Consider the following 20952-nt stretch of genomic DNA (forward strand, 5'->3'; position numbering starts at 1 on the left):
GCCTGATTTTTTATTATTCGGACCAACGGAAACTGACGTCTTGCGACCCGGCGCCCGGAAACACTATTGCGGCCATGACTGCGTAGAGAAGCAAGAAATGGACCGCAAAAAACATAGCCACGCCACCGGCCCGGCAGGGGTCGTGATTGGGAGTATTCGTTGAATGTGAGACAAAACAACTCATTGGCCGGAAAATGACTGTAACCGGCTAAAGAAAAGCTGAAGCAGAGGGCAAAAAAACCAAGGCTGCGCGCCGTAAAACCCTAACCGCTTGATCACACGCATAAATTTTTCAGAACAACGCTTGACACATATCCGTTATCCACGAATAATGCGCGCCACTTGGCTACATAGCTCAGTTGGTTAGAGCATAGCATTCATAATGCTGGGGTCCGGGGTTCAAGTCCCTGTGTAGCCACCAAGTACCGGTTTACAGACATCTTCGGAAGTCTATAGACCACTCAAGAAGCCCGCCTCGTGCGGGCTTTCTTGTGTCTGGCGGTATGGTTTTATCACTGCCCGGTTACCTCTCCGCCTTCTGCTCGCCTCAATTCAACCCGCCGCCTCATTCACAACACGTGCGGTGCGGATGAACAGCGCGCGCACTTTGTCCCAGAAATTCCCGCCCAGCACGAAGAAACTGCCAACAAACATGGCGTCTCCCAATACCTGGGCCTGCCAGAGGTTGGGCCGCAGTCCCGGCCAGATAGTGTCGATGTAAGGTTCGAGAAATGCGGCGATCAGCGGCAGGCAGAACATGACAACCCCGATTTTGTGACGCGTCGGACCCACTTCGAGGTCCGCAGAAGGCGCCAGATTTGAAACATAGCCGAATACGCTGCGTTTCAACTGCTGGAATCCGGACTTGCCCATGATTGCGATGACCAGAATCAGCAGGACTTTGTTGCTGATGAACAGGATCCCTGTCAGCGCTGCAATCCTTGAACCAGGGACGTCAAGCGCTGCCATGACCGGCACCGTCAACCAGGAGCCTGCCATCACGCAGATAATTGCGATGCCTGCCTTGAAGCGCCAACCGGCAGAGTGAGGCGCGACACTGTCTTGGGTGTTCATTGTCATCGTCCCTTTTTATTGATTTTCAGCGGCTCGTACGACCCTCCAGACAGCGTAGCAGGGGGGACGCTTGAGGGGCTTCGCCGAATCCGGAGCGCGTATCCCAAGCTGAGAAATAGCCGGGTTACGTCTGATGCAGGCGCGCGCTCAACGGACCAGTCGACAACCCTTCACCACCCACGCCTGAAAAAACCTCTCAACTGCGATTAATTACCATTTACTTAAATGTGAAAATTTCGTAGTCTGCGCCCATCCACCACGTAGTCCATTTCCCAAACATGCGCGAGATAGAGCGCTGCGTGTGTTTGCGCGTTCGACACGTGCTTTTTGCTTAACGTAGGAATCACACAATGCTCCGTCCCGTTTTGCCCGCCTTGACCACTGCCCTCGCGCTCGGCTTGTCCACCTCCGTACTGGCTGCTCCGGTCCATCTCGATCTGCCGGCCCAACCGTTGGCGACGTCTCTCACCCAGTTGGGTCAGGCCAGCGGTATGCGGGTGATATTCGACACGAAGCAGGTTTCCGGCAAACAGGCGCCGACGCTGCGTGGCGATCTGGAACCGGCGCAAGCCTTGCAGCGCTTGCTGGCAGGCAGCGGTTTGACGGCCAGCGTCGAAGGCAATTCAGCACGGGTGATTCAGCCGGTTCAGGCCAACAAGGGCGCCATCGCGCTGGACGGCGTGAACATCAACGCCGATTACGGCATTTCCGGGCAGGCGACCACTGAAGACAGCAAGTCCTACACCACCGGCTCCATGAACACCGCGACCAAGCTGCCATTGTCGATCCGCGAGACGCCGCAGTCAGTCAGCGTGATCACCCGCCAGCGCATCGAAGATCAGGGCATGAACGACCTGAACGACGTGGTCAAATATGCACCGGGCATCACGCTGCACAAGACCGCTTCCGACCGTCAGGAATTTCTGGCGCGCGGTTTCAAGATCGACAACATCATGTACGACGGCCTGCCGTCGAGCATCAGCACCTACACGCAAGACGTGATTTCCAGTGCTGACCTGAGCATCTACGATCGCGTCGAAGTGGTCCGTGGGGCTACTGGCCTGATGACCGGCGCGGGCAGCCCCGCAGCCACACTCAACCTGGTGCGCAAACGCCCGACCGCCACGCCGCAGGTCAGCATCACCACCAGCGCGGGCAGCTGGGATCGCTATCGCACCGAAGTGGACGCGTCGAACAAACTCAACGATTCCGGCACCGTGCGTGGCCGCGTCGTCGCCGCGTATCAGGACGGCAACAGCTTCACCGACGTACGCGAAAACCAGCGCCAGACGTTCTACGGAATTCTTGAAGCCGACCTGAACGATTCCACCACCTGGACCATCGGCGCCTCCAAACAGCGCGACGACAACACCTCGGATTGGGGTGGCTTGCCGAGCGGCCCGAACGGCGAAGACCTGCACTTGCCGCGTTCAGCCTTCCTCAGCAACAACTGGTCGTACTGGGACAAAGACAACTACAGCCTGTTCAGTGATATCACCCACCGCTTCGACAACGGCTGGTCAGCCAAGCTCGCCGCCGCGAAGATCTGGGCCAAGGCCGACACATTCTCCACGTATCTGGGCAACTACGACGGCGCTGGCTTCCAGCAGTACGCCGGCAAATACCGCGACGACGATGACCAGACCAACCTGGACGCGTCGCTGTCCGGCCCGTTCCAGCTGTTTGGTCGTGAGCACGAACTGGCGGTCGGCGTCAGCCATCGTCAGGAGAAATTCGATCAGTGGGGCGGCTGGACCGATGGCACACCGGTGGATATCTGGAACTTCGATCACAGCCGGATCGCCAAACCAACGGTTGATGAATCCCTGTACGAAAGCCGTAATACCGCCACCGAAAAAGGTGCCTATGCCGTCGCGCGTTTCAACCCCATCGACCCGCTGCACGTCATCATTGGCAGCCGTGTCAGCTGGTATGAATACAACGACCGGGTTGGTGATGGCGACTATAAAGTCACCCGCGAAGTCACACCGTACGCCGGCATCATTTATGACCTGAACGACACCTACTCGGCGTATGCCAGCTACACCGAAATCTTCAAACCGCAGACCGAGAAGGATTCCGGTGGCACTGTGCTGGACCCGATGACCGGCAAGAACTATGAAATCGGGCTGAAAGGCGAGTACTTCGATGGCGCGCTGAATGCCTCGGTGGCCCTGTTCGAAATGGAACAGGAGAACCGCGCTTACCTGCTCGACAATCAGAACCAGAGTAACTGCCCGTCCTTCCCGGCAACCAGTTGCTATGGCGCAGCCGGCAAAGTGCGCAGCCGCGGTATCGACACAGAGCTGACCGGCGCCCTGACGCCAAACTGGCAGTTCTCGGCGTCTTACACCTACGTGCTCAGCCAATACGTCAAGGATGCGACCGAAGGCAATGAAGGCAAACTGTTTGCGCCAAACCAGCCCAAGCATCTGTTCAAGGCAGCCACCAATTACAACTTGCAAGGCGAGTTGAGCAAGGTGCGTGTGGGTGCAGATCTGTTCGCGCAGAGCGAAACCTTCAACCGCGTGGGTAATGGCACTGCGGATCAGGACGCTTACGGCATTGTTGGCCTGATGGCGGGTTACAAATTCGATGAGCATTGGGACGGTCGCGTCAACTTCAACAACGTGCTCAACACTCGCTACTGGCAGGGCATCCCGAATGCCAGCGGCACCGGGCAATATGGCGATCCGCGTAACCTGATGTTCTCGTTGAAATGGTCGCTCTGACCCTTAAGAACCAAACCTGACAGACCGTCTGGATAAAACACCCCGCACCGACAAACGGGGTGTTGTTGATCACGTCAGGCATCGGCAGTGCTCACTGCCTGTCGTCCGGTTTTATTGATAAAACCTGTTTCGCACCCCGCAGAATAAATACCCGCACGCCATCCCCTGCCAATGACCAACTTGTACCGAATCGAACAGTTAAATACGAACTTGAACCGGGCTTTCTGTTGAGCGCGGTACATCTGCCGAGGCTTCAAACTTTCTCAATAAAATATCCAATTTATTGCGACCGGCAGTGTCAGAACATCGGATGACTGAAGCTTTTGATCGAGCCTCAATAAACCTAGCGTTCAGGCGGTTTCACCTGACTGTGAATGCCCTGCGCATTCTGAACCATGAAGTGCAAGGTCAGCCTGATGAGCCGAACGATGAGTTTTATACCGTGAACACTTTATTATCCCTGTTGCCCGGCGGCGGCCAAGCCGGTGAGGCGATTCGCGCCCATGACTGGTCGACTACCAGCTTCGGCGCGCTGCCGACCTGGCCAGCGACCTTGCGCCATGCGCTGGGGCTAATGCTCAACTCACCCGACAGCATGTATCTGATCTGGGGACCGGAACTGCGGTTCTTCTATAACGATGCCTATCGTCCGGTTCTGAGTGGACGCGAACGCGACGCCATGGGGCAACCTGTCGCTGCGCTCTGGGGCGACGTCTGGGAACAAGTCCGGCCACTGGTGGAAAAAGCCCTGAGCGGAATATCCTGCCGCATCGACAATCATCCGGTCGTCATGCGGCGCTCGGGCGTCGATCAGCAGACCTGGTGGAACCTTTCCTTCTCGCCGATCCATGGCGACGCGGGCGCTGTGGATGGCGTGCTATGCCAACCTATCGAAACCACCGAGACCGTTCGCTCGGCTGCCTTGTTACGCTCAAGCGAGGAATTCAACAGGCGAGTGCTCGCCAGCAGCACCGACTGCATCAAGGTGCTGGACCTCGACGGTCGGCTGGCCTGGATGAGTGAGGGCGGGCAGCGCGTCATGGAAGTCAGCGACTTCAATGCCATTCGTGGTTGCCCGTGGCCGGACTTCTGGAAGGATCAGGGCAATCTCGAAGCGGTTAACGCCGTCGAACTGGCCAGATCAGGTCGCGAAGGTTTTTTTGAAGGCCAGGCCGCGACGATGACCGGCATCCTCAAATGGTGGGACGTGCGTGTCAGCCCGATTCTCGGCAGCGACGGTCGGCCGGAGAAGCTGCTCTGCGTATCGCGGGACATCACCGACGCCAAACAGGCTGAAGCCGAACTGCGTATGTTGAATGAAACCCTGGAGCAACGGGTCAAGGACCGCACCCAAGACCTTGATCGGCTCTGGCGACTGTCGGCCGACATCATGCTGGTAGCACGACTCGATGGCTTGATCCTGGCAGTGAACCCGGCCTGGACAAGGCTGTTGGGCTGGACCGAAGAAGAACTGCTTGGCCGCGAATTCATGGAATGGGTGCATCCCCACGATATTGCCGGCACCGAATCCGCTGTCACTGAACTGGCCAATGGCATCAGCATTCCCAATTTTATCAATCGCTATCGACATAAAGACGGTTCGTGGCGCTGGTTGTCCTGGACGGCAGTGCCCGATCAATCCTGCATTCATGCTGTCGGTCGCGACATCCAGGCTGAGCGGGAGGCCACCGAAGCATTGCGGCTGTCCGAGGAAGCGCTGCGTCAATCACAGAAACTGGAAGCGGTCGGCCTGCTCACTGGCGGTGTCGCCCACGACTTCAATAACCTGCTGACGGTTATCAAGTCATCCACCGACCTGCTCAAGCGCCCCAACGTCAAGGAAGAACGCCGTATCCGCTACGTTGAAGCCATCTCTTCAACCGTGGACCGTGCCGCCAAACTTACTGGACAGCTGCTGGCGTTTGCCCGGCGACAGGCGCTGAAACCGGAAATTTTCGACGTCTGTCAGAACATCTACTCCATCGGCGACATGCTCGATTCGTTCACCGGCACACGGGTCAAGGTGCTCGTCGAAACACCTGATTACCCCTGCTTCATCAAGGCTGATACCAGCCAGTTCGATAACGCGCTGGTCAACATGGCGGTCAACGCACGGGACGCCATGCAAGGCGAAGGCACGCTGACGATTCAGGTCAGTGCGGTCGACCATTTGCCTGCGGCGCGGTCGCATCCAGGCCGCGAAGAAGACTTCATTCGCATCGACCTCACCGACACTGGCAAGGGCATCAGTGCGGAGGATATCGAGCACATCTTTGAGCCGTTCTTCACCACCAAAGGCGTCGGTCACGGAACAGGGCTCGGGCTGTCTCAGGTGTTCGGGTTTGCCAAGCAATCGGAGGGCGACATTCTGGTCCATAGCCAGGTCGGCAGCGGCACCCGTTTTTCGCTGTTTCTGCCCCGCTGCGCCACGCAGCCGGGCGCAAATGAACTGAACGCCTTGCGGATATCGCTTGATGACATCACCGACCTGAGCGTTCTGGTGGTGGAAGACAACGACGACGACGTTGGCGACTTTGCCACCCAGACCCTCATTGAACTGGGCTTCCGCGCCTGGCGTGCCGCCAATGGCCACGACGCACTGGCCGAACTGTCCAGCAACGCTGCAGCCTACGACGTGATCTTTTCCGACGTGATGATGCCCGGCATCACCGGCCTGGAACTGGCCCGCGAAGTCGAGCATCTGTATCCGACCTTGCCCGTGGTGCTGACCACCGGATACAGCGAAGTATTCGTCCAGGAAGGTGTGGAGAAATTCAGACTGCTGCCCAAACCGTACTCCATCGAAGCGATGTCCAACGTGCTGCGTGAGGCAGTGCTGGAAAGTCGCAAGGGGACGGGGGAAAAAACGTAATCTAATGACCGGTTGGAGCGAGGCTTGCCCACGAATCAGGCGCATCGGTGGTGCCAGACCCACCGCGTTATCGATCTTCGCGGGCAAGCCTCGCTCCAACGAATCGCGGGAGCTTCGGCGCCCGATATCTATCCAAAGAGGTATTCAGTTATGACCTTCAACTGGCACAGCGACCCCATCACCCGCACCACTGCAGTCGACAGGCACTACAAAAACACTCAGAACGTGCGGCGTTTTCTGACAGAGCAGTGTGGGGATGGTTTCAAGTTCGACCGGCCTTTCATGGCCTGGATCAACGATGGCCGGGCGAAGAACATGGGTGATGTGGCGGATGAGTGGCAGCGTCGGCAGTCAGGCAACGCCTAGGCCGCTGCGCCTGCGTTCACTGCGCCGCGAATCGCATCCAGCAGCATGGCGAACGCCGGGTTGTCGTTGTCCGAACGCCAGATCAAATGCAGTTCGCTTTGCACGCCCTCCCCCAGATCGATCTCGCGGAAGGTCACGCCCTTGAACACCACGCTGGCGGCGCAGCGCGGCACCAGCGCCAAGCCCATGCCAGCGTTGACCAGCGCCAGAATCGTCAATGACGAACCCAGCCATTGCACGTACTGCGGCGCCACGCGCGCCGAACGGAACATGCCGGTCAGCAGCTCGTTGAACGGCGGATACGCCGCGTGGGAGTACATCAGAAACGGTTCGCCATCCAGATCAGTCACCGCAACCGTCGCGGACGTCGCCAGACGATGGGTGCTGGGCACAGCGAGCAAGAAGGGTTCGCGCACCAGGCATTCGGTGGCGAACCCCGGTTGCAGCAATGGCGAGCGAACGATGCCCAGATCGATACGTCGCGCGCGCATGGCTTCGTGCTGTTGATAGGTGTTCATCTCCTCCAGGGAGATTTTCACGTGGGGCTGCTTGAGTCGCGCCTCGGCGATTACCTTGGGAAGGAATTCATAGACGGCGCTGCCCACGAAACTGATGGTCACCGAACCAATATCTCCTTTGGCAAAGCGCTTGGCCGATGCTGCCGCTTGTTGCGCACGTTCCAGAAGATTCTGCGCCTCGATGAAAAACGCCCGGCCGGCGGCGGTCAGCGCCACGCTGCGAGTACTGCGGGTAAACAGCGCAACGCCCAGGTGATGTTCCAGCAACTGAATTTGCCGACTCAGCGGCGGCTGAGTCATGTTCAAGCGTTCAGCGGCGCGGCGAAAGTTGAGTTCCGTGGCCACGGTGGTGAAACAGCGCAACTGGGCTAGCTCAAACATTGATTCATTCCAGGTATCAATCAAGTGCCAATCTAGATTAGACCGGAACAAAGACTGCGTCCATCATCGACCCGTCCCCAAAAAAATAATGATCGGGAGTCGCCCAGTGAACACAGTCCATACACCGACGGACGCCACACCGCTTGCCCGGGCAGTTGCCAAGGTCAAGCGTCACGTATTGCCGCTGTTCGTCATCATGTTCATCGTCAATTACATTGACCGGGTGAACATCGGCTTCGTGCGCAGCCATCTGGAAACCGACCTGGGCATTGGCGCTGCCGCCTATGGACTGGGCGCCGGACTGTTCTTCGTTGGCTACGCGATTTTCGAAGTGCCTTCCAATATGTTGTTGCAACGCTACGGTGCCCGCGCCTGGCTGACGCGCATCATGTTCACCTGGGGCCTGGCGGCAATGGCCATGGCCTTCGTGCAGGGCGAAACCAGCTTCTACGTGCTGCGTTTCATCCTCGGCGCAGCGGAAGCGGGCTTCTTCCCTGGCATCATTTATTACTTCACCCAGTGGCTGCCAGGCGCTGATCGCGGCAAAGCGATGGCGATATTCCTCAGCGGTTCAGCCATCGCGTCGGTGATTTCCGGCCCGGTGTCGGGTGCTCTGCTGCATATCAGCGGGATGGGCATGCATGGCTGGCAGTGGATGTTCCTCATCGAAGGCTTTGCCTCGGTCGTGCTCTGCGGCTTTGTCTGGTTCTGGCTGCAGTCACATCCCAGCGAAGCGAAATGGCTGAGCAACGAAGAGAAAGACGCGCTGATTGGCGCCATCGCTGAAGAACAGCGGGCACGGGAGGCTACGCAAACCGTCAAGCCATCGATGTTCAAGTTGCTGGCCGACAAACAGATCGCGTTGTTCTGCTTCATCTATTTCTCCATCGCCCTGACCATCTATGGCGCCACATTCTGGCTGCCGAGCATGATCAAGAAAATGGGCAATATGGGCGACTTCCAGGTGGGCCTGTTCAACTCGATCCCATGGATCATCTCGATCATCGCGATGTACGGCTTTGCCGCCATGGCGGGCAAATGGAAGTATCAGCAAGCCTGGGTCGCGGTAACGCTGGTCATCGCCTCGTTCGGCATGTTCATGTCCACCACCGGCGGGCCGATCTTCGCCTTCGTGGCAATCTGTTTCGCCGCCATCGGCTTCAAAGCGGCATCGGCACTGTTCTGGCCGATCCCGCAGGGTTATCTGGATGCGCGGATTGCTGCGGCGGTGATTGCCTTGATCAACTCGATCGGCAACCTCGGTGGCTTTGTGGCACCAACGGCGTTCGGCTTCCTGGAACAGACCACCGGCTCCATCGAAGGCGGCTTGTACGGCCTGGCAATTACCTCGCTGGTCGCCGCCGTGGTGATCTTCTTTGCCCGCACCTCGCCCCGTGGCGACGCACCCAGCATTTTGACCGGCAAGCCGGTTGAAGTCCCCGTTTCGAAAAACTCCGTAAATCGCCAAGCCTTGAAATCTGGCCCATCGGGAGCAGCCTCTTGAAAATCAAACGAGTCACCGTCACGCCAATTGCCTTTCGTGATCCACCGTTGCTCAACGCCAGCGGCATCCACGAACCCTTTGCCCTGCGCTCGATCATCGAGATCGAAAGCGACAACGGCTATATCGGCTTGGGCGAAAGCTATGGCGATGCTCCAGCGCTGTTGATCCAGCAGCAATTGCAAAACCAGTTGATCGGCCTCGACCCGTTCAATCTCAACCAGCTGCGCACCATCGTCCAGGCAACTGTCGCTGCCAACAAACCGGCGAGCATCGCGGGTGCCGAACTGGCACCCGGCTCCCACGCCAGCAAAGCGGTCAGCAATGCGTATTCAGCATTCGAAGTGGCGTTCCTCGACTTGCAGGCGCATTACCTGAACGTGCCATTGGTTGACCTGCTGGGCGGTGCGATCCGCGATGAAATCCCGTTCAGTGCCTACCTGTTTTTCAAGTACGCCGAACACGTTGATTCGCCCTACAAACCCGACAGCTGGGGCGAGGCACTGAACGAAGAACAGATCGTCGCCCAAGCGCGGCGCATGATCGAGGCTTACGGTTTCAAGAGCATCAAACTCAAGGCGGGCACGTTGCCGCCGGAACATGAAGTGTCGTGCATCAAGGCGCTGAAAAAAGCCTTCCCCGGCTTCCCGCTACGCATTGACCCGAACGGCAACTGGTCGCTGGAAACCTCGATTCGCATGGCCGAACTGCTGGGCGATGACCTGCAGTATTACGAAGACCCGACGCCGGGCCTGGAAGGCATGTCCGAACTGCACAAACGCACCGGCCTGCCGCTGGCAACCAATATGGTCGTCACCGACTTCGACGAATTCCGCCGCAGCGTAGCGCTGAACAGCGTGCAGATCGTGCTGGCTGACCACCATTATTGGGGCGGTCTGCGCGACACTCAGGCACTGGCGAAAATGTGCGACACCTTCGGCCTTGGCGTGTCCATGCACTCCAACTCGCACCTGGGCATCAGCCTGATGGCAATGGCCCACGTCGCGGCGTCGGTGCCAAACCTCGATTACGCGTGCGACACGCACTACCCGTGGCAGGAACCCGACGAAGAAGTGATCAAGGGCGGCAAGCTGCCGATTGTCGACGGCTGCGTGAAAATCACCCGCGCGCCGGGGCTGGGCCTGGAGCTGGATCGCGATCAGCTCGGCAAGCTGCACGATCAATTCCTCACCTGCGGCATCCGCCAGCGCGATGACGTGAAGCAGATGCAGCGTTACAAGCCGGACTGGAAAGCCGTCAAACCCCGCTTCTGACACACCCTTTTTGTTGGGCCCGGCACATCCCCTGTGTCGGGCTTTTTTTTTGTTTGGCAAATCGTTGCGGGCGTGGGAGCGAGGCTTGCCCGGGAATCGGTCTTTTCGCTCAACATCTTTATCGCCTGAACTCACGTCTTCGCGGGCAAGGCTCGCTCCCACGGGCTGGTACCAAACCGCACGATCCCAGGAACCGATCAAAACAGCGCAGAACGCTTCAGGCGAGCTGTTTCTCGAGTTTGATCACGGATTGATCGATAACGGTTCTGGCAAGCTCAACCAGATGCATCACTGAAAACACCAGATGCCGGTCGGCTCCGCTCAAACGGTCGCCACTTTCGTAGGCCGTTGCAGCTGCACATTGCAGCAGCTCGGATGCGTGGTTCAGGGCGTCTTCGAGGGTTGAAGGGGGAATAGGTGTGAGATTGATCATATTTAAAAACTCTGAAGTCAGTTTGCGCTGTCAGCAATCGCTACTAAAAGAAGGGTGGCAGCTGTGCGCAGGTTAGTAGACCGGGACTTCAGAACCGGCGCACCCGAAGATGCCCCACGCACAGCCACCATAAAGATGGGCATTTCAAGGAAACACTGTGCGACTGAAGTTTGCGGGCTACTAAACCCAATCACTGATTTCTCAGCGACCGGCGCACCTTAGTAGCCAAAATCCACAGACGCAAGCGGCCGGAAGTATCTCGGAAACTTCACTCAAGAGAAACAGAAATGTCCGGCAAGCCGTCAGGTGAAGGCGCGCAAAACATGCGCTGCTCTGGCAGGTTTCTGGTTATTCCGTTGGAGCGAGGCTTGCCCGCGAATCGATTGGTCATTTTTTGAATGCGTCCAGTCATCCCTCTCTTAACTCCAAAACCATCGAGCATGCTCAACGCTGCGTGAGCACCATGTCCTGGTGCTCAGTGCACATACCATTCATTTCCCAAGCTGCTAGCCGATACCGACCCTGGTTGCCGCTAAGTCGGCCTAGTCAAGGCGGTGGATCTAAACGTAATGACGCACGTCAAGACAGCGGCCATAACCGATAACAGCGCGGCGGCACCGAATGCCACTGGTAATCCAGATACGAAGTCACCGGGTAGTGAAGAAATGGCGAAAACTGAGGTTACAACAGCGATTCCTAATGCACCGCCAATCTGCTGATCCATCTGTAACAGGCCCGACGCCGTGCCCGATTGCTCGGCAGCCACGCCGTCCATCGTCAGCACCGTGCCTGGTGTAAATACCAACGCAATACCCAAACTGTGCACCAACATTGGGCCTAGCACCGAACCCGCGTAACTGCCGCCAATGTCGATTATGGCGAACCCTATAAAACTGCATGCCACGAGCAAGCATCCGCTCAATTGAAGTCTGCTGGCACCGAAGCGCTCGATCAGACCTGGCATGAAATGGGTTACAGCAAAAACGGTGCAAGTGACTGGTAAATAGGCAAGACCCGCTGCCAGAGGCCCAAACCCTAGCACTTTCTGAAAATATTGAACCACCAGAAACAGCATCGAAAAATGCATGCCGACGATGATCGCCATTACGGCCAAAGCGACGATGCGGGTTCGGTTCCGTAGTAGATTCAAATTCAGGAGGGGCTGCTGCACCCGGCCTTCTATCATCCAGAATGCTGTCAAGAGCGCAACGGCAACCACAAAAGAAGGCAGGGTTGCGAAGTGTGCCCAACCGTGCTCTGCGGCATTAATAAAACCGAATACCAGCGCAATCGAACCGGCGGTAGCGGTCAGTGCTCCACCCATGTCGAATTGAGCACGCTGACTCGCTGTTTCTTTGACAACTTTGCCAATCATAAGAAGGATCAAAATCCCGACGGGCACATTGATAAGCAGCGACCAGCGCCAAGAGAAATATTCTGTAAGTGCGCCTCCTAGAATGAGTCCGGCTGAAGCACCTACTGAAGAAACAGTAATGAACAGCGCAAGTCCTCGATTACGCTCCGCCTCGCTGCGCGCAATGTTCATCACTAATGCCAATACACTGGGTGCCGCTATAGCGGCGCCAATACCTTGGAGAACTCTTGCAGCAACCAATACCAACGGACTATTCGCCAGCCCCCCCAGTAGCGAAGCCAGTACAAAAATGGCGACGCCAAATTTAAATGCCCTGACCCGCCCGTAGACATCCCCTATTCGGCCTCCCAATAACAGCAACCCGCCAAGTGCCAAAGCAAATGCATTCGGTACCCAAGACAAGGCTGCGGGGGAAAATCCCAGATCAGCCTGTATTTGAGGCAAAGCCACCATTACGATTAAAAAGTCCATCTGCAACATGAGTTGGGCGCTGAGAATGACGGTTAACGCAAGAATACGATTCGTGTCCTGCCTCGATATAGATGACGCTTGCGCCGACGGTGAATTAGACATAGACGTCCCCAGAGGTAGCAAAGAACGGCCTGAACGAGTTCTGGCCGTTTGGATTAGCAAGCGCGTTTTAGACCTGTGAAGCTCCACCATCGGCAAACAGCTCAATACCGTTGATATAGCTCGATGCATCGCTGGCCAGGAAAGCAACCGCCTTACCTATTTCCCGCGCTTCGCCTACGCGTCCAATAGTGCTTTTTTCACTCAGAGACTGGATTAGCTGCTCCGCATGGTCTCCTGCCATGTTCCGCAAGGATTGGGTATCCACCGGCCCGGGACTGAGCATGTTGATACGAACGCCAGAACCCTTGATGTCCAAAATCCAACTTCTGACCAATGCCCGGAGTGCAGCCTTGGTGGCGCCATAAAGGCCCAGCCCCGGCCCAGGACTAATCGAAGCGGTAGAGCCGATGATGACAATGCTGGCGCCTTTGTTCATAAGAGGCAGCGCGCCCTGGACAGTGAAAGTGACGCCTTTGACATTCGTTTCAAATACTCGGTCAAACCCTGCTTCAGTTATCGTTCCTAACGGGGCGATCTCGCCCATTCCGGCATTCGCGACCAAGACATCGATATGGCCATGAGTTGCCTTCATATGACTGAAAAGGCTGGCCAGATCAGTTGGACGTGAAACATCAGCAGCAAATGCCTCTACGTTATTCCCCAAGATAGTCAAAGCCTGATCCAACCGCTCCTGCCGACGTCCCGTGATGACTACACATGCACCCTGCGTGGCGAATTCCTTTGCGATCGCAAACCCCAAACCTGATGACCCGCCGGAGACCAAAACAACTTTGTTTTTGAATTCCATAAATACGTACCTGAGTGCAAAGAGTTAGAGGGTGTATTAGCGAGCACGCTGATGAGCCAATGAACGCGGCATCGGCGCCATTACCATGCGATTGTTCAAAGCCAGCGTTTCAAGCGAGAACGGATGGAATAAAGGCTCGAAATACCTAGACCTCATCGAATGAGAATCCGTGTGAATGAGTTCGCATGGTATAAGATGTATACCTAATATCAATACGGCACTTAAATGCCATCAGGTATATATGAGGAAACCACATGCTAACGACGGATGATCAGATCCTCAGAGATGAGCTGGATCTGGGGGCTTACATGGCTGATCCTTCAAGCCGGTTGATGCTGGATCAAATCGCGGATAAGTGGTCGATATTGATTCTCGCCGCACTCTGTAAAAAACCATTGCGTTTCAATGAACTTAAGCGCTGCCTGGACGGGATAACTCAAAAGGCGCTCACGCAGGCCCTTCGACGGCTTGAGCGAAACGGGATTCTCGCCCGTCGAGTTATTCCGTCGTCTCAGGTGGCGGTGGAGTACAGCGTCACGCCGCTGGGCTTTACGCTTGAAGAGCCATTCAAGGCTTTATTTTTCTGGACGATTCATAATTCAGCCGCAGTTACCGATGCTCGTGAAGCATTTGACGGACGAGATGTGGAAGGTTTGTAGTCAGACCCTGGTCATGCTGGATCGAAAACGGGTCCGGGTAATTTACGTCGTACAAACAACAGAGCGAATATCAATCAAAAGCTGCTAAAGGCCGTGTATACACCAAAGAATCTTCAACACACTCGCTCGACTGATAACGCCAGAAGGAATAAAGATAGATCGTATTGATATAAGCGGTTATATGAAAGATCGCTATGCTGCCGCCTGTTTTTTCCCGTAGTCGCGCGTCAAGTCGTAGGAAGCAGCAATGGATTTTGGTGGTTTGGGGTTAGTGGTCGCAGGCTTGGTGGTCGGGTTCATCGTCGGTATGACGGGCGTGGGTGGCGGTTCCTTGATGACGCCGATCCTGCTGTGGTTCGGCATCAACCCCGCCACGGCCGTTGGCACCGATCTGCTGTATGCGGCGATTACCAAATCCGGCGGCGTGTGGGTTCATCGCAGGCACCAGAACATCGACTGGTCGATCACCGGCTGGCTGACGCTGGGCAGCGTTCCGGCGGTGTTGCTGACGTTGTGGTTCCTGAGCACGTTGCATACGTCCCCAGACGCCATGAATGCCGTGATCAAGCAGGCGTTGGGGGTCGTTCTACTGCTCACCGCGCTGGCTGTATTCTTCAAGAAACGGCTGTTGGCTTTTGCGCACAATCGCGCCGGCGGTCACTACAACCCAAGCGGTCCCAGCCTCAATGCGTTGACGGTCGTGACTGGATTGGTCCTCGGCACCATGGTCGCCCTGACCTCCATCGGTGCTGGCGCCTTGGGCACCGTGGCGTTGTTTATCCTCTACCCGTTCCTGCCCACCCGCCGCCTGGTCGGTACCGAAATCGCTCACGCGGTGCCGCTGACGCTGGTCGCGGGCATGGGGCACGCCAGCATGGGCAACATGGATTGGGGCATCCTCGGTTACCTGTTGATGGGATCGCTGCCGGGGATTTACATCGGCAGTCACCTGTCCGGCAAGGTTTCTGACGATGTCCTGCGTCCTTGTCTGGCAGCGATGCTGGCGTTTATCGGCTTCAAGCTGGCGTTTTAACTGACTGACGCTGTGCAGGAAACCAGCCTGCGTCAATCGCGCTATCCTCTACAAGGCTTGCTTGAGCCCAACGACGACCGCCGGATACGCCGATGACCGCAGCTTTCGCCCCGTTTCAGGATCTCGCCTCTCTGCTGATCCCCCACACCGTAGCCGAGAAAATCGATGGCTCCCACGATGTGTCGCATCTGCAGCGGGTCTGGAACAACGTTTGCCTGATCCGCAATGATGAAGGCGGCGATCAGGAGATCCTGCTTGCCGCGACGCTGCTGCATGACTGCGTGGCAGTGGAAAAGAATTCGCCGTTCCGCTCCAGCGCGTCGCGTCTGGCGGCAGCCAAAGCGACCGAGTTGCTGACCGAGATGGGTTGGGGCGAAGCACGCATCGAAGCGGTTGCCCACGCCGTCGAGGCGCACAGCTTTTCAGCGGCGATTACGCCCACGACCCTTGAAGCGAAAATCCTCCAGGATGCAGACCGCCTCGACGCCATGGGTATGATCGGTGTCGCACGCATGTTCTATGTGTCGGGCCGAATGGGCGGCGGTTTGTACGACCCGGCGGATCCTCATGCGACCCAGCGGGATTACGACGACAAACGCTTTGCCGTGGATCACTTCAACACCAAGCTTTTTCATCTGGCCGACGGCTTCCAGACTCAGGCGGGCGCGCGTCTGGCGAAGGTCCGTCATGAACGCATGCAACGGTTTCTGCGGGAGCTGATGCAGGAAGTGGGCGCGCCGCTGCCAATTTGATTCGGTATCAAAAACACCGGACTATAATTTGACGTCAATTTCAGCGATGTCATAAAGACATCACACAACTGACCTATAACCAACTCTCCGGTATTTCCGTTGAATTGGGCTTGATCCTCCGTGAAAAAGTTATTGCCCCGTATTTCGCGTCAGCAGTCATCGAAGTCCATCTTGCGCCGCTTCAAAATCACCCAGCGCCTGGTGCTGTGTTTCAGCATTACGGCGCTGTTGATGGTCGCGCTCGGGGTGTTTTGTCTGCTGCAAATGCAGGCGATCCGCAATCAGGGCGAAGCGGTGGAAAGCGGCTCGCTGCCCAGCATCGCCATGGCCGACGCCATCGCCATCAATCTGGTCAAACTGCGCGGTGAAACCTCACGTCTGATCGCCAACGCCGATGATCCGGGCGCGGTGGTGAGCAGCAAGATCAACGTCGAACAGCTCAAGAACGAAGTCGAAAAAGGCTTTGGCGAATACCTCGATCATGTCAAAGACACCACTGAGCGCGACTCGTTGGTCGCCCTGCAAGACGCCTACAAAGCCTTCATTCCTGGCCTTTATGACGAAATAGCCCTGATCGAGCAGCGCAAGCTCGACGACGCTCGCATGCTGGCCAACACCATGCTGTCTTTGCAGGGCGACCTGATGGACATGCAGGTGCAATTGCTGCGCGAGCTCAACAAGCAAAGCGCTGCCGCCGCCGTGGAAAAGGCCAGAAACAGTTTTGCGCAAACCCGGATTATTGCCCTGAGCGCCATCGGCATTGCCCTGGCGCTGACCCTGCTGCTGGCCTGGCGCTTGAGCGTCAGCATCATTCGTCCGGTGCGTCAGGCGCTGCAGATCGCCAGCACTATCGCCAGTGGCGATCTGAGCCCGCAAACCATCCCCGAAGGCAGGGACGAAACCGCACAGTTGCTGAGCATGCTCGGCCAAATGCGCGGCAACCTGCATGGCACTATCGAACAGATTTACGCGGCGGCAACCCAGCTTTCCCAGTCGGTACAGGAAATGAGCACCATCTCCGAAGCCAGCGCAGAAAACCTGCGGCTGCAGAACTCGGAAATCGAGCAAGCGGCGGTTGCCGTCAATCAGATGAGTCAGGCGGCTGTGGAAGTGGCAGGCAATGCCAGCAATACCGCGACGGAAAGCCTGGCCTCCAGCGATGCGGCCGCCAAAGGCCAGCTGCGGCTTTCGGACACCATCGTTTCGATCAAGCAACTGACGGGTAATGTGCTGGAAACGTCGCATCAGGCCGAAGGTTTGGCCGAACGCACGCTGAGCATCAGCAAGATTCTCGACGTGATTCGCGCCATCGCCAATCAGACCAACCTGTTGGCACTCAACGCAGCGATTGAAGCGGCGCGGGCCGGGGAAGCCGGGCGCGGGTTTGCCGTGGTTGCCGATGAGGTTCGCTCACTGGCGCAGCGCACCAGTGCTTCCACCACCGAAATTGAAGGGTTGATCACCGGTGTCCAGCAGAGCACTCAGGAAACCGCCAGCGCACTGCGCCTGACGGCCAACCAGGCAAATCTGACGCTTGAACAGGCCGCCGCCACGGGCGAGGCATTAACAATCATCATCAGTTCGACCTCGACGATCAATGACCGCAACCTGTTGATCGCCAGTGCCGCCGAGCAGCAGGCCCAAGTGGCTGGCGAAGTCGATCGCAACCTGAGCAGCATTCGCGATCTGTCCAGCCAATCCGCTTCCGGCGCTCAGCAAACCACCATGGCCAGCAATGCCTTGTCGATGCTGGCCACGGATCTGAAAGCGATGGTTCAGCGGTTTGTTCTCTGACGACGAGCGAATTAATTCCAGCGGTCCCATTCCTTGATGATGGCAATGTGTTTCATTATTGAAACAGCCCCCGTCGCGGGACACATTGCCATCAAGGATCCGAGCATGCACAAAGCCGCCGTATGGACTGCAACCCTCGCCGCACTCACGATAAGTACCGTCGCCCAGGCTGACGTACGCATCAAGCTGGGCAGTCGGGAACGGGTTTCTCAACTCTTCGCTTACCCTAACAATTGCAGCGTGATCTGCTTCCGTGACTGGACGCTGGAACAGACGGCGGAGCACTACCTGACCCAGAGCGTCCAGCGCGACGGTTATACCGGTGGCGTCAGCGTGAAAAGTGACAACGACGTGCTCTACGCTGATATCAGCGGCGTGCCTGACGGTTATGGCACACCGTTGACAGCACTGCTCGACGCGGGTGAGCTGGCCATAAGCGGGGCGAAGAAGCTCAATCTCGACCAGAAATGGCAATACAACTGGTATCTGTTCCTGCCACTGGGCATGGCGCTGGAAAACCGCAAGAGCGTCGAATTGCTGCACTTTCCGCCCGACACGTCACTGACGCTGGCTCAGGATTATCTGGTCTCTGCGACCACTGATCGCTGGGCCACACTACTGACGCTCAACGGCATTCCTGCTGCCCGGACCCCGGGGTATCAGACGATCATCGACATCGCCCCGATTGCCGCTCCCGCCAATGCCGGCAGTTCGCTGGAAGAGGTTTACAGCTATTTTCAGAGCTACCAGACCACGATGGTCAAGGAGCTCAGTCAGAACGCCAAAGGTAACTCCTTGCCCATGGTGGCGTTCGGCGCACCTGTGAGGAAATGGATCAACCAGCAATATGGGGCCAATGTGCCCGTGCTGGGCCTGGCGACTATCAGTCCGAGCGCCGGACAACAAGTCGCGGTGCTGGGCTCGAATCATCCAAGCTATATCTGGTACGCGGATAACAAGGCGAACTATGACGGCGATCAAGCCAAGGCCGATGCGGCAGGCCTTGCGGTAATGGGGCAGGATTTGAGCGCAGCCTGTTGGCAAGCGGCGATGGGGCAGACACCTGGAGCGGATCCGGCAATTACGTTGAACGCGTGCATGCAGAAATGGCAGGTGACCGACAAGGTGCAGACGTGTGAGCTTTTTTACACCGCCGAACGCGACCTGAGCGCAGAACAAGCCGCCGCCAAATGCAGCACCGGCGAGGTAACACGCTCATTGCAGCAGTTGCAGAAACCGCTGGTCACTCCGGTCAGTCATCCGTATCTGTAGCACCGCTGGAACGCCAACCACTCGTTCCAACGGACCCCGACCGCGCGAGCCTTAAACCCCCTGCGGTCGCAACCGGTACTGCGGCGGCAACTGCTCCGGACCGCTGATGGTCGCGTTCAAGCTCTTGAAGCGACCATCCTTGATGCCGTAGATGCAACCGTGGATGGACAGGCTCTGCCCGCGATGCCAGGCGTTCTGCACAATGCTGGTGTGACCGACGTTCGCCACTTGCTGAATAACGTTGAGTTCGCACAAGCGGTCGACCCGCTCTTCCTCGGTCGGCAGCTTGGCCAGGGCTTCGCGGTTTTCGTAATACAGATCACGAATCGAACGGAGCCAGCCATCGATCAGGCCCAGCTGACGGTCCTGCATCGATGCGCGCACGCCGCCACAGCCGTAGTGGCCGGTGACCAGAATGTATTTGACCTTGAGCACGTCGACGGCGTACTGGATCACGGACAGGCAATTGAGGTCGGTGTGCAGCACGACGTTGGCTACGTTGCGGTGGACAAACAAGTCACCCGGCAACATGCCGACGATTTCGTTGGCCGGCACGCGTGCATCCGAGCAGCCGATCCAAAGGTATTCCGGGGTTTGCTGCCGTGCCAGCTTGGCGAAAAACTCAGGATCTTCCTTGGTGATCGCATCAGCCCAACGTTCGTTGTTGTCGATCAGCTCTTGTAGCTCGTTCATGCGTGTACGCCTCGAAGATGTGCCCAGCGTTTGACTGGACCTGAACGACCCAGGTCACGCTTATTTGCCACTACTCGCCTGACGGAACAAAAAGGAATCTTCAGAGTTGTGGCCGGTCCACCTATTAAGGACCCAAATAACGAGGATTCGCCATGACTGATTCACGCCGTCCGTTCGATGCCACCCAACCCGAGCCTATCGATGACAACGAAGACCGTATGGGCTCAATGGAAGAACTGGACTTTGACGAGGAAGAACCGAGCGCACGCATCGGCGATCTGATGCCCGAGGACGAACTGGCGCACGAAATTCCGGAGAAACGTGTGCGAGAAGCCGGCATGACCGGTGCATCGACCCCCGACCATCACCCGACCGACGACGACCTGGATCCAGAAATGCTGATCCGCGAAGACGGCGCTCGCTCGGCCAGGGAAGCCGGTGAAGACAACCCGGCCGACTTCGAACTGAGCGTGGTCGATGAAGACGATATCGGCGGCGGCGATGGTCTGGATGAAGCAGAGCTGGGTCGGCTTGACCCGCTGGATGGCAAGCCGGAGAAGTGAACTGTGCGCAGTGAATGAAACGGCCTCTTCGGGGACGAGTCCCCTCCTGCCGGTGGTGTTGGATCGGTAGGACCGGACTTGTCCGGGAAAGCGCCGGGTATGCCGACGAAGATCTTCAGCGCTTGCACCGGCGCCTTAGGGGACGAGTCTCCTTCTACTGGTTGTGTTGGATGGGTAGGACCGGATTTGTCCGGGAAGCGTAGGGTATGCCGATGAAGATCTTCAGCGCTTGCACCGGCGCCTTCGGGGACAAGTCCCCTCCTACTGGTTGTGTTGGAT

17 protein-coding genes and 1 tRNA gene are annotated in these 20952 nt (G+C 57.3%); 12 read left to right on the forward strand and 6 right to left on the reverse strand.

Annotation, left to right across the window (positions count from 1 at the left end; translation table 11 throughout):
• Window positions 1-344: 344 nt before the first annotated feature.
• Window positions 345-421 (forward strand) — tRNA-Met (locus CFII64_RS09110).
• A 131-nt stretch (window positions 422-552) separates the two neighbouring features.
• On the opposite strand, the gene CFII64_RS09115 is transcribed toward CFII64_RS09110, so the two are convergent.
• The gene (locus tag CFII64_RS09115; protein ID WP_020290495.1) at window positions 553-1074 is read right to left on the reverse strand and encodes a transporter suffix domain-containing protein; all 522 of its coding nucleotides are present in this window, start codon (window positions 1072-1074) and stop codon (window positions 553-555) included.
• Between the two features lie 350 nt (window positions 1075-1424).
• On the opposite strand from CFII64_RS09115, the gene CFII64_RS09120 reads away from it, so the two are divergent.
• The 3 genes from CFII64_RS09120 to CFII64_RS09130 all read left to right on the forward strand — a co-directional run bounded on the left by CFII64_RS09120 (window position 1425) and on the right by CFII64_RS09130 (window position 7044).
• Complete coding sequence (locus CFII64_RS09120; protein ID WP_020290496.1) at window positions 1425-3806, forward strand: TonB-dependent siderophore receptor; 2382 nt, start codon at window positions 1425-1427, stop codon at window positions 3804-3806.
• Window positions 3807-4380: 574 nt separating this feature from the next.
• Window positions 4381-6678, forward strand: a complete 2298-nt coding sequence (locus CFII64_RS09125; protein ID WP_256208050.1) for a PAS domain-containing sensor histidine kinase — start codon at window positions 4381-4383, stop codon at window positions 6676-6678.
• A gap of 150 nt (window positions 6679-6828) precedes the next feature.
• Window positions 6829-7044, forward strand: a complete 216-nt coding sequence (locus tag CFII64_RS09130) for a DUF6434 domain-containing protein (protein WP_020290498.1) — start codon at window positions 6829-6831, stop codon at window positions 7042-7044.
• Here CFII64_RS09130 and CFII64_RS09135 read toward each other — a convergent pair.
• On the reverse strand, window positions 7041-7943 hold the full coding sequence (locus tag CFII64_RS09135; RefSeq protein WP_020290499.1) for a LysR substrate-binding domain-containing protein: 903 nt from the start codon (window positions 7941-7943) through the stop codon (window positions 7041-7043). The genes CFII64_RS09130 and CFII64_RS09135 overlap by 4 nt on opposite strands.
• A 106-nt stretch (window positions 7944-8049) precedes the next feature.
• Between CFII64_RS09135 and CFII64_RS09140 the strand changes: the two genes are divergently transcribed.
• Complete coding sequence (locus tag CFII64_RS09140; RefSeq protein ID WP_020290500.1) at window positions 8050-9447, forward strand: MFS transporter; 1398 nt, start codon at window positions 8050-8052, stop codon at window positions 9445-9447.
• Window positions 9444-10718, forward strand: a complete 1275-nt coding sequence (locus tag CFII64_RS09145; protein ID WP_020290501.1) for a glucarate dehydratase family protein — start codon at window positions 9444-9446, stop codon at window positions 10716-10718. The genes CFII64_RS09140 and CFII64_RS09145 overlap by 4 nt, the downstream gene beginning before the upstream one ends.
• Before the next feature lie 217 nt (window positions 10719-10935).
• On the opposite strand, the gene CFII64_RS09150 is transcribed toward CFII64_RS09145, so the two are convergent.
• The 3 genes from CFII64_RS09150 to CFII64_RS09160 all read right to left on the reverse strand — a co-directional run bounded on the left by CFII64_RS09150 (window position 10936) and on the right by CFII64_RS09160 (window position 13907).
• Window positions 10936-11151, reverse strand: coding sequence for a DUF6124 family protein (locus tag CFII64_RS09150; protein ID WP_020290502.1), 216 nt, complete (start codon window positions 11149-11151; stop codon window positions 10936-10938).
• 532 nt (window positions 11152-11683) lie between these two features.
• Complete coding sequence (locus CFII64_RS09155; RefSeq protein WP_020290503.1) at window positions 11684-13099, reverse strand: MFS transporter; 1416 nt, start codon at window positions 13097-13099, stop codon at window positions 11684-11686.
• A 67-nt stretch (window positions 13100-13166) separates the two neighbouring features.
• Window positions 13167-13907 carry an SDR family NAD(P)-dependent oxidoreductase gene (locus tag CFII64_RS09160; RefSeq protein ID WP_020290504.1) on the reverse strand — a complete coding sequence of 247 codons (741 nt, stop codon included), beginning with the start codon at window positions 13905-13907 and terminating at the stop codon, window positions 13167-13169.
• A 254-nt stretch (window positions 13908-14161) separates the two neighbouring features.
• Here CFII64_RS09160 and CFII64_RS09165 point away from each other — a divergent pair, with 254 nt between their 5' ends.
• From CFII64_RS09165 to CFII64_RS09185, 5 genes are all read left to right on the forward strand, one after another.
• Window positions 14162-14566 carry a helix-turn-helix domain-containing protein gene (locus CFII64_RS09165; protein WP_020290505.1) on the forward strand — a complete coding sequence of 135 codons (405 nt, stop codon included), beginning with the start codon at window positions 14162-14164 and terminating at the stop codon, window positions 14564-14566.
• A 247-nt stretch (window positions 14567-14813) separates the two neighbouring features.
• Window positions 14814-15599, forward strand: coding sequence for a sulfite exporter TauE/SafE family protein (locus CFII64_RS09170; protein ID WP_020290506.1), 786 nt, complete (start codon window positions 14814-14816; stop codon window positions 15597-15599).
• A gap of 92 nt (window positions 15600-15691) precedes the next feature.
• A complete protein-coding gene (locus CFII64_RS09175) occupies window positions 15692-16351 on the forward strand; it encodes an HD domain-containing protein (protein WP_020290507.1) in 660 nt (219 codons plus the stop codon).
• 168 nt (window positions 16352-16519) lie between these two features.
• The gene (locus CFII64_RS09180) at window positions 16520-18145 is read left to right on the forward strand and encodes a methyl-accepting chemotaxis protein (protein ID WP_044901265.1); all 1626 of its coding nucleotides are present in this window, start codon (window positions 16520-16522) and stop codon (window positions 18143-18145) included.
• Window positions 18146-18250: 105 nt separating this feature from the next.
• Window positions 18251-19417 (forward strand): hypothetical protein, encoded by a 1167-nt coding sequence (locus tag CFII64_RS09185; protein ID WP_044901266.1) that lies wholly within the window; start codon window positions 18251-18253, stop codon window positions 19415-19417.
• Window positions 19418-19468: 51 nt separating this feature from the next.
• Here the strand turns inward: CFII64_RS09185 and can are convergent, their stop codons facing one another.
• Entirely contained in the window at window positions 19469-20110 is a 642-nt protein-coding gene (can, locus tag CFII64_RS09190; RefSeq protein ID WP_020290510.1) for a carbonate dehydratase, read from the reverse strand.
• A 152-nt stretch (window positions 20111-20262) separates the two neighbouring features.
• Here can and CFII64_RS09195 point away from each other — a divergent pair, with 152 nt between their 5' ends.
• The gene (locus CFII64_RS09195) at window positions 20263-20673 is read left to right on the forward strand and encodes a hypothetical protein (RefSeq protein ID WP_020290511.1); all 411 of its coding nucleotides are present in this window, start codon (window positions 20263-20265) and stop codon (window positions 20671-20673) included.
• Window positions 20674-20952 lie beyond the last annotated feature (279 nt).

The sequence above is a fragment of the Pseudomonas sp. CFII64 genome, from assembly GCF_000416235.1.
Lineage (GTDB): Bacteria > Pseudomonadota > Gammaproteobacteria > Pseudomonadales > Pseudomonadaceae > Aquipseudomonas.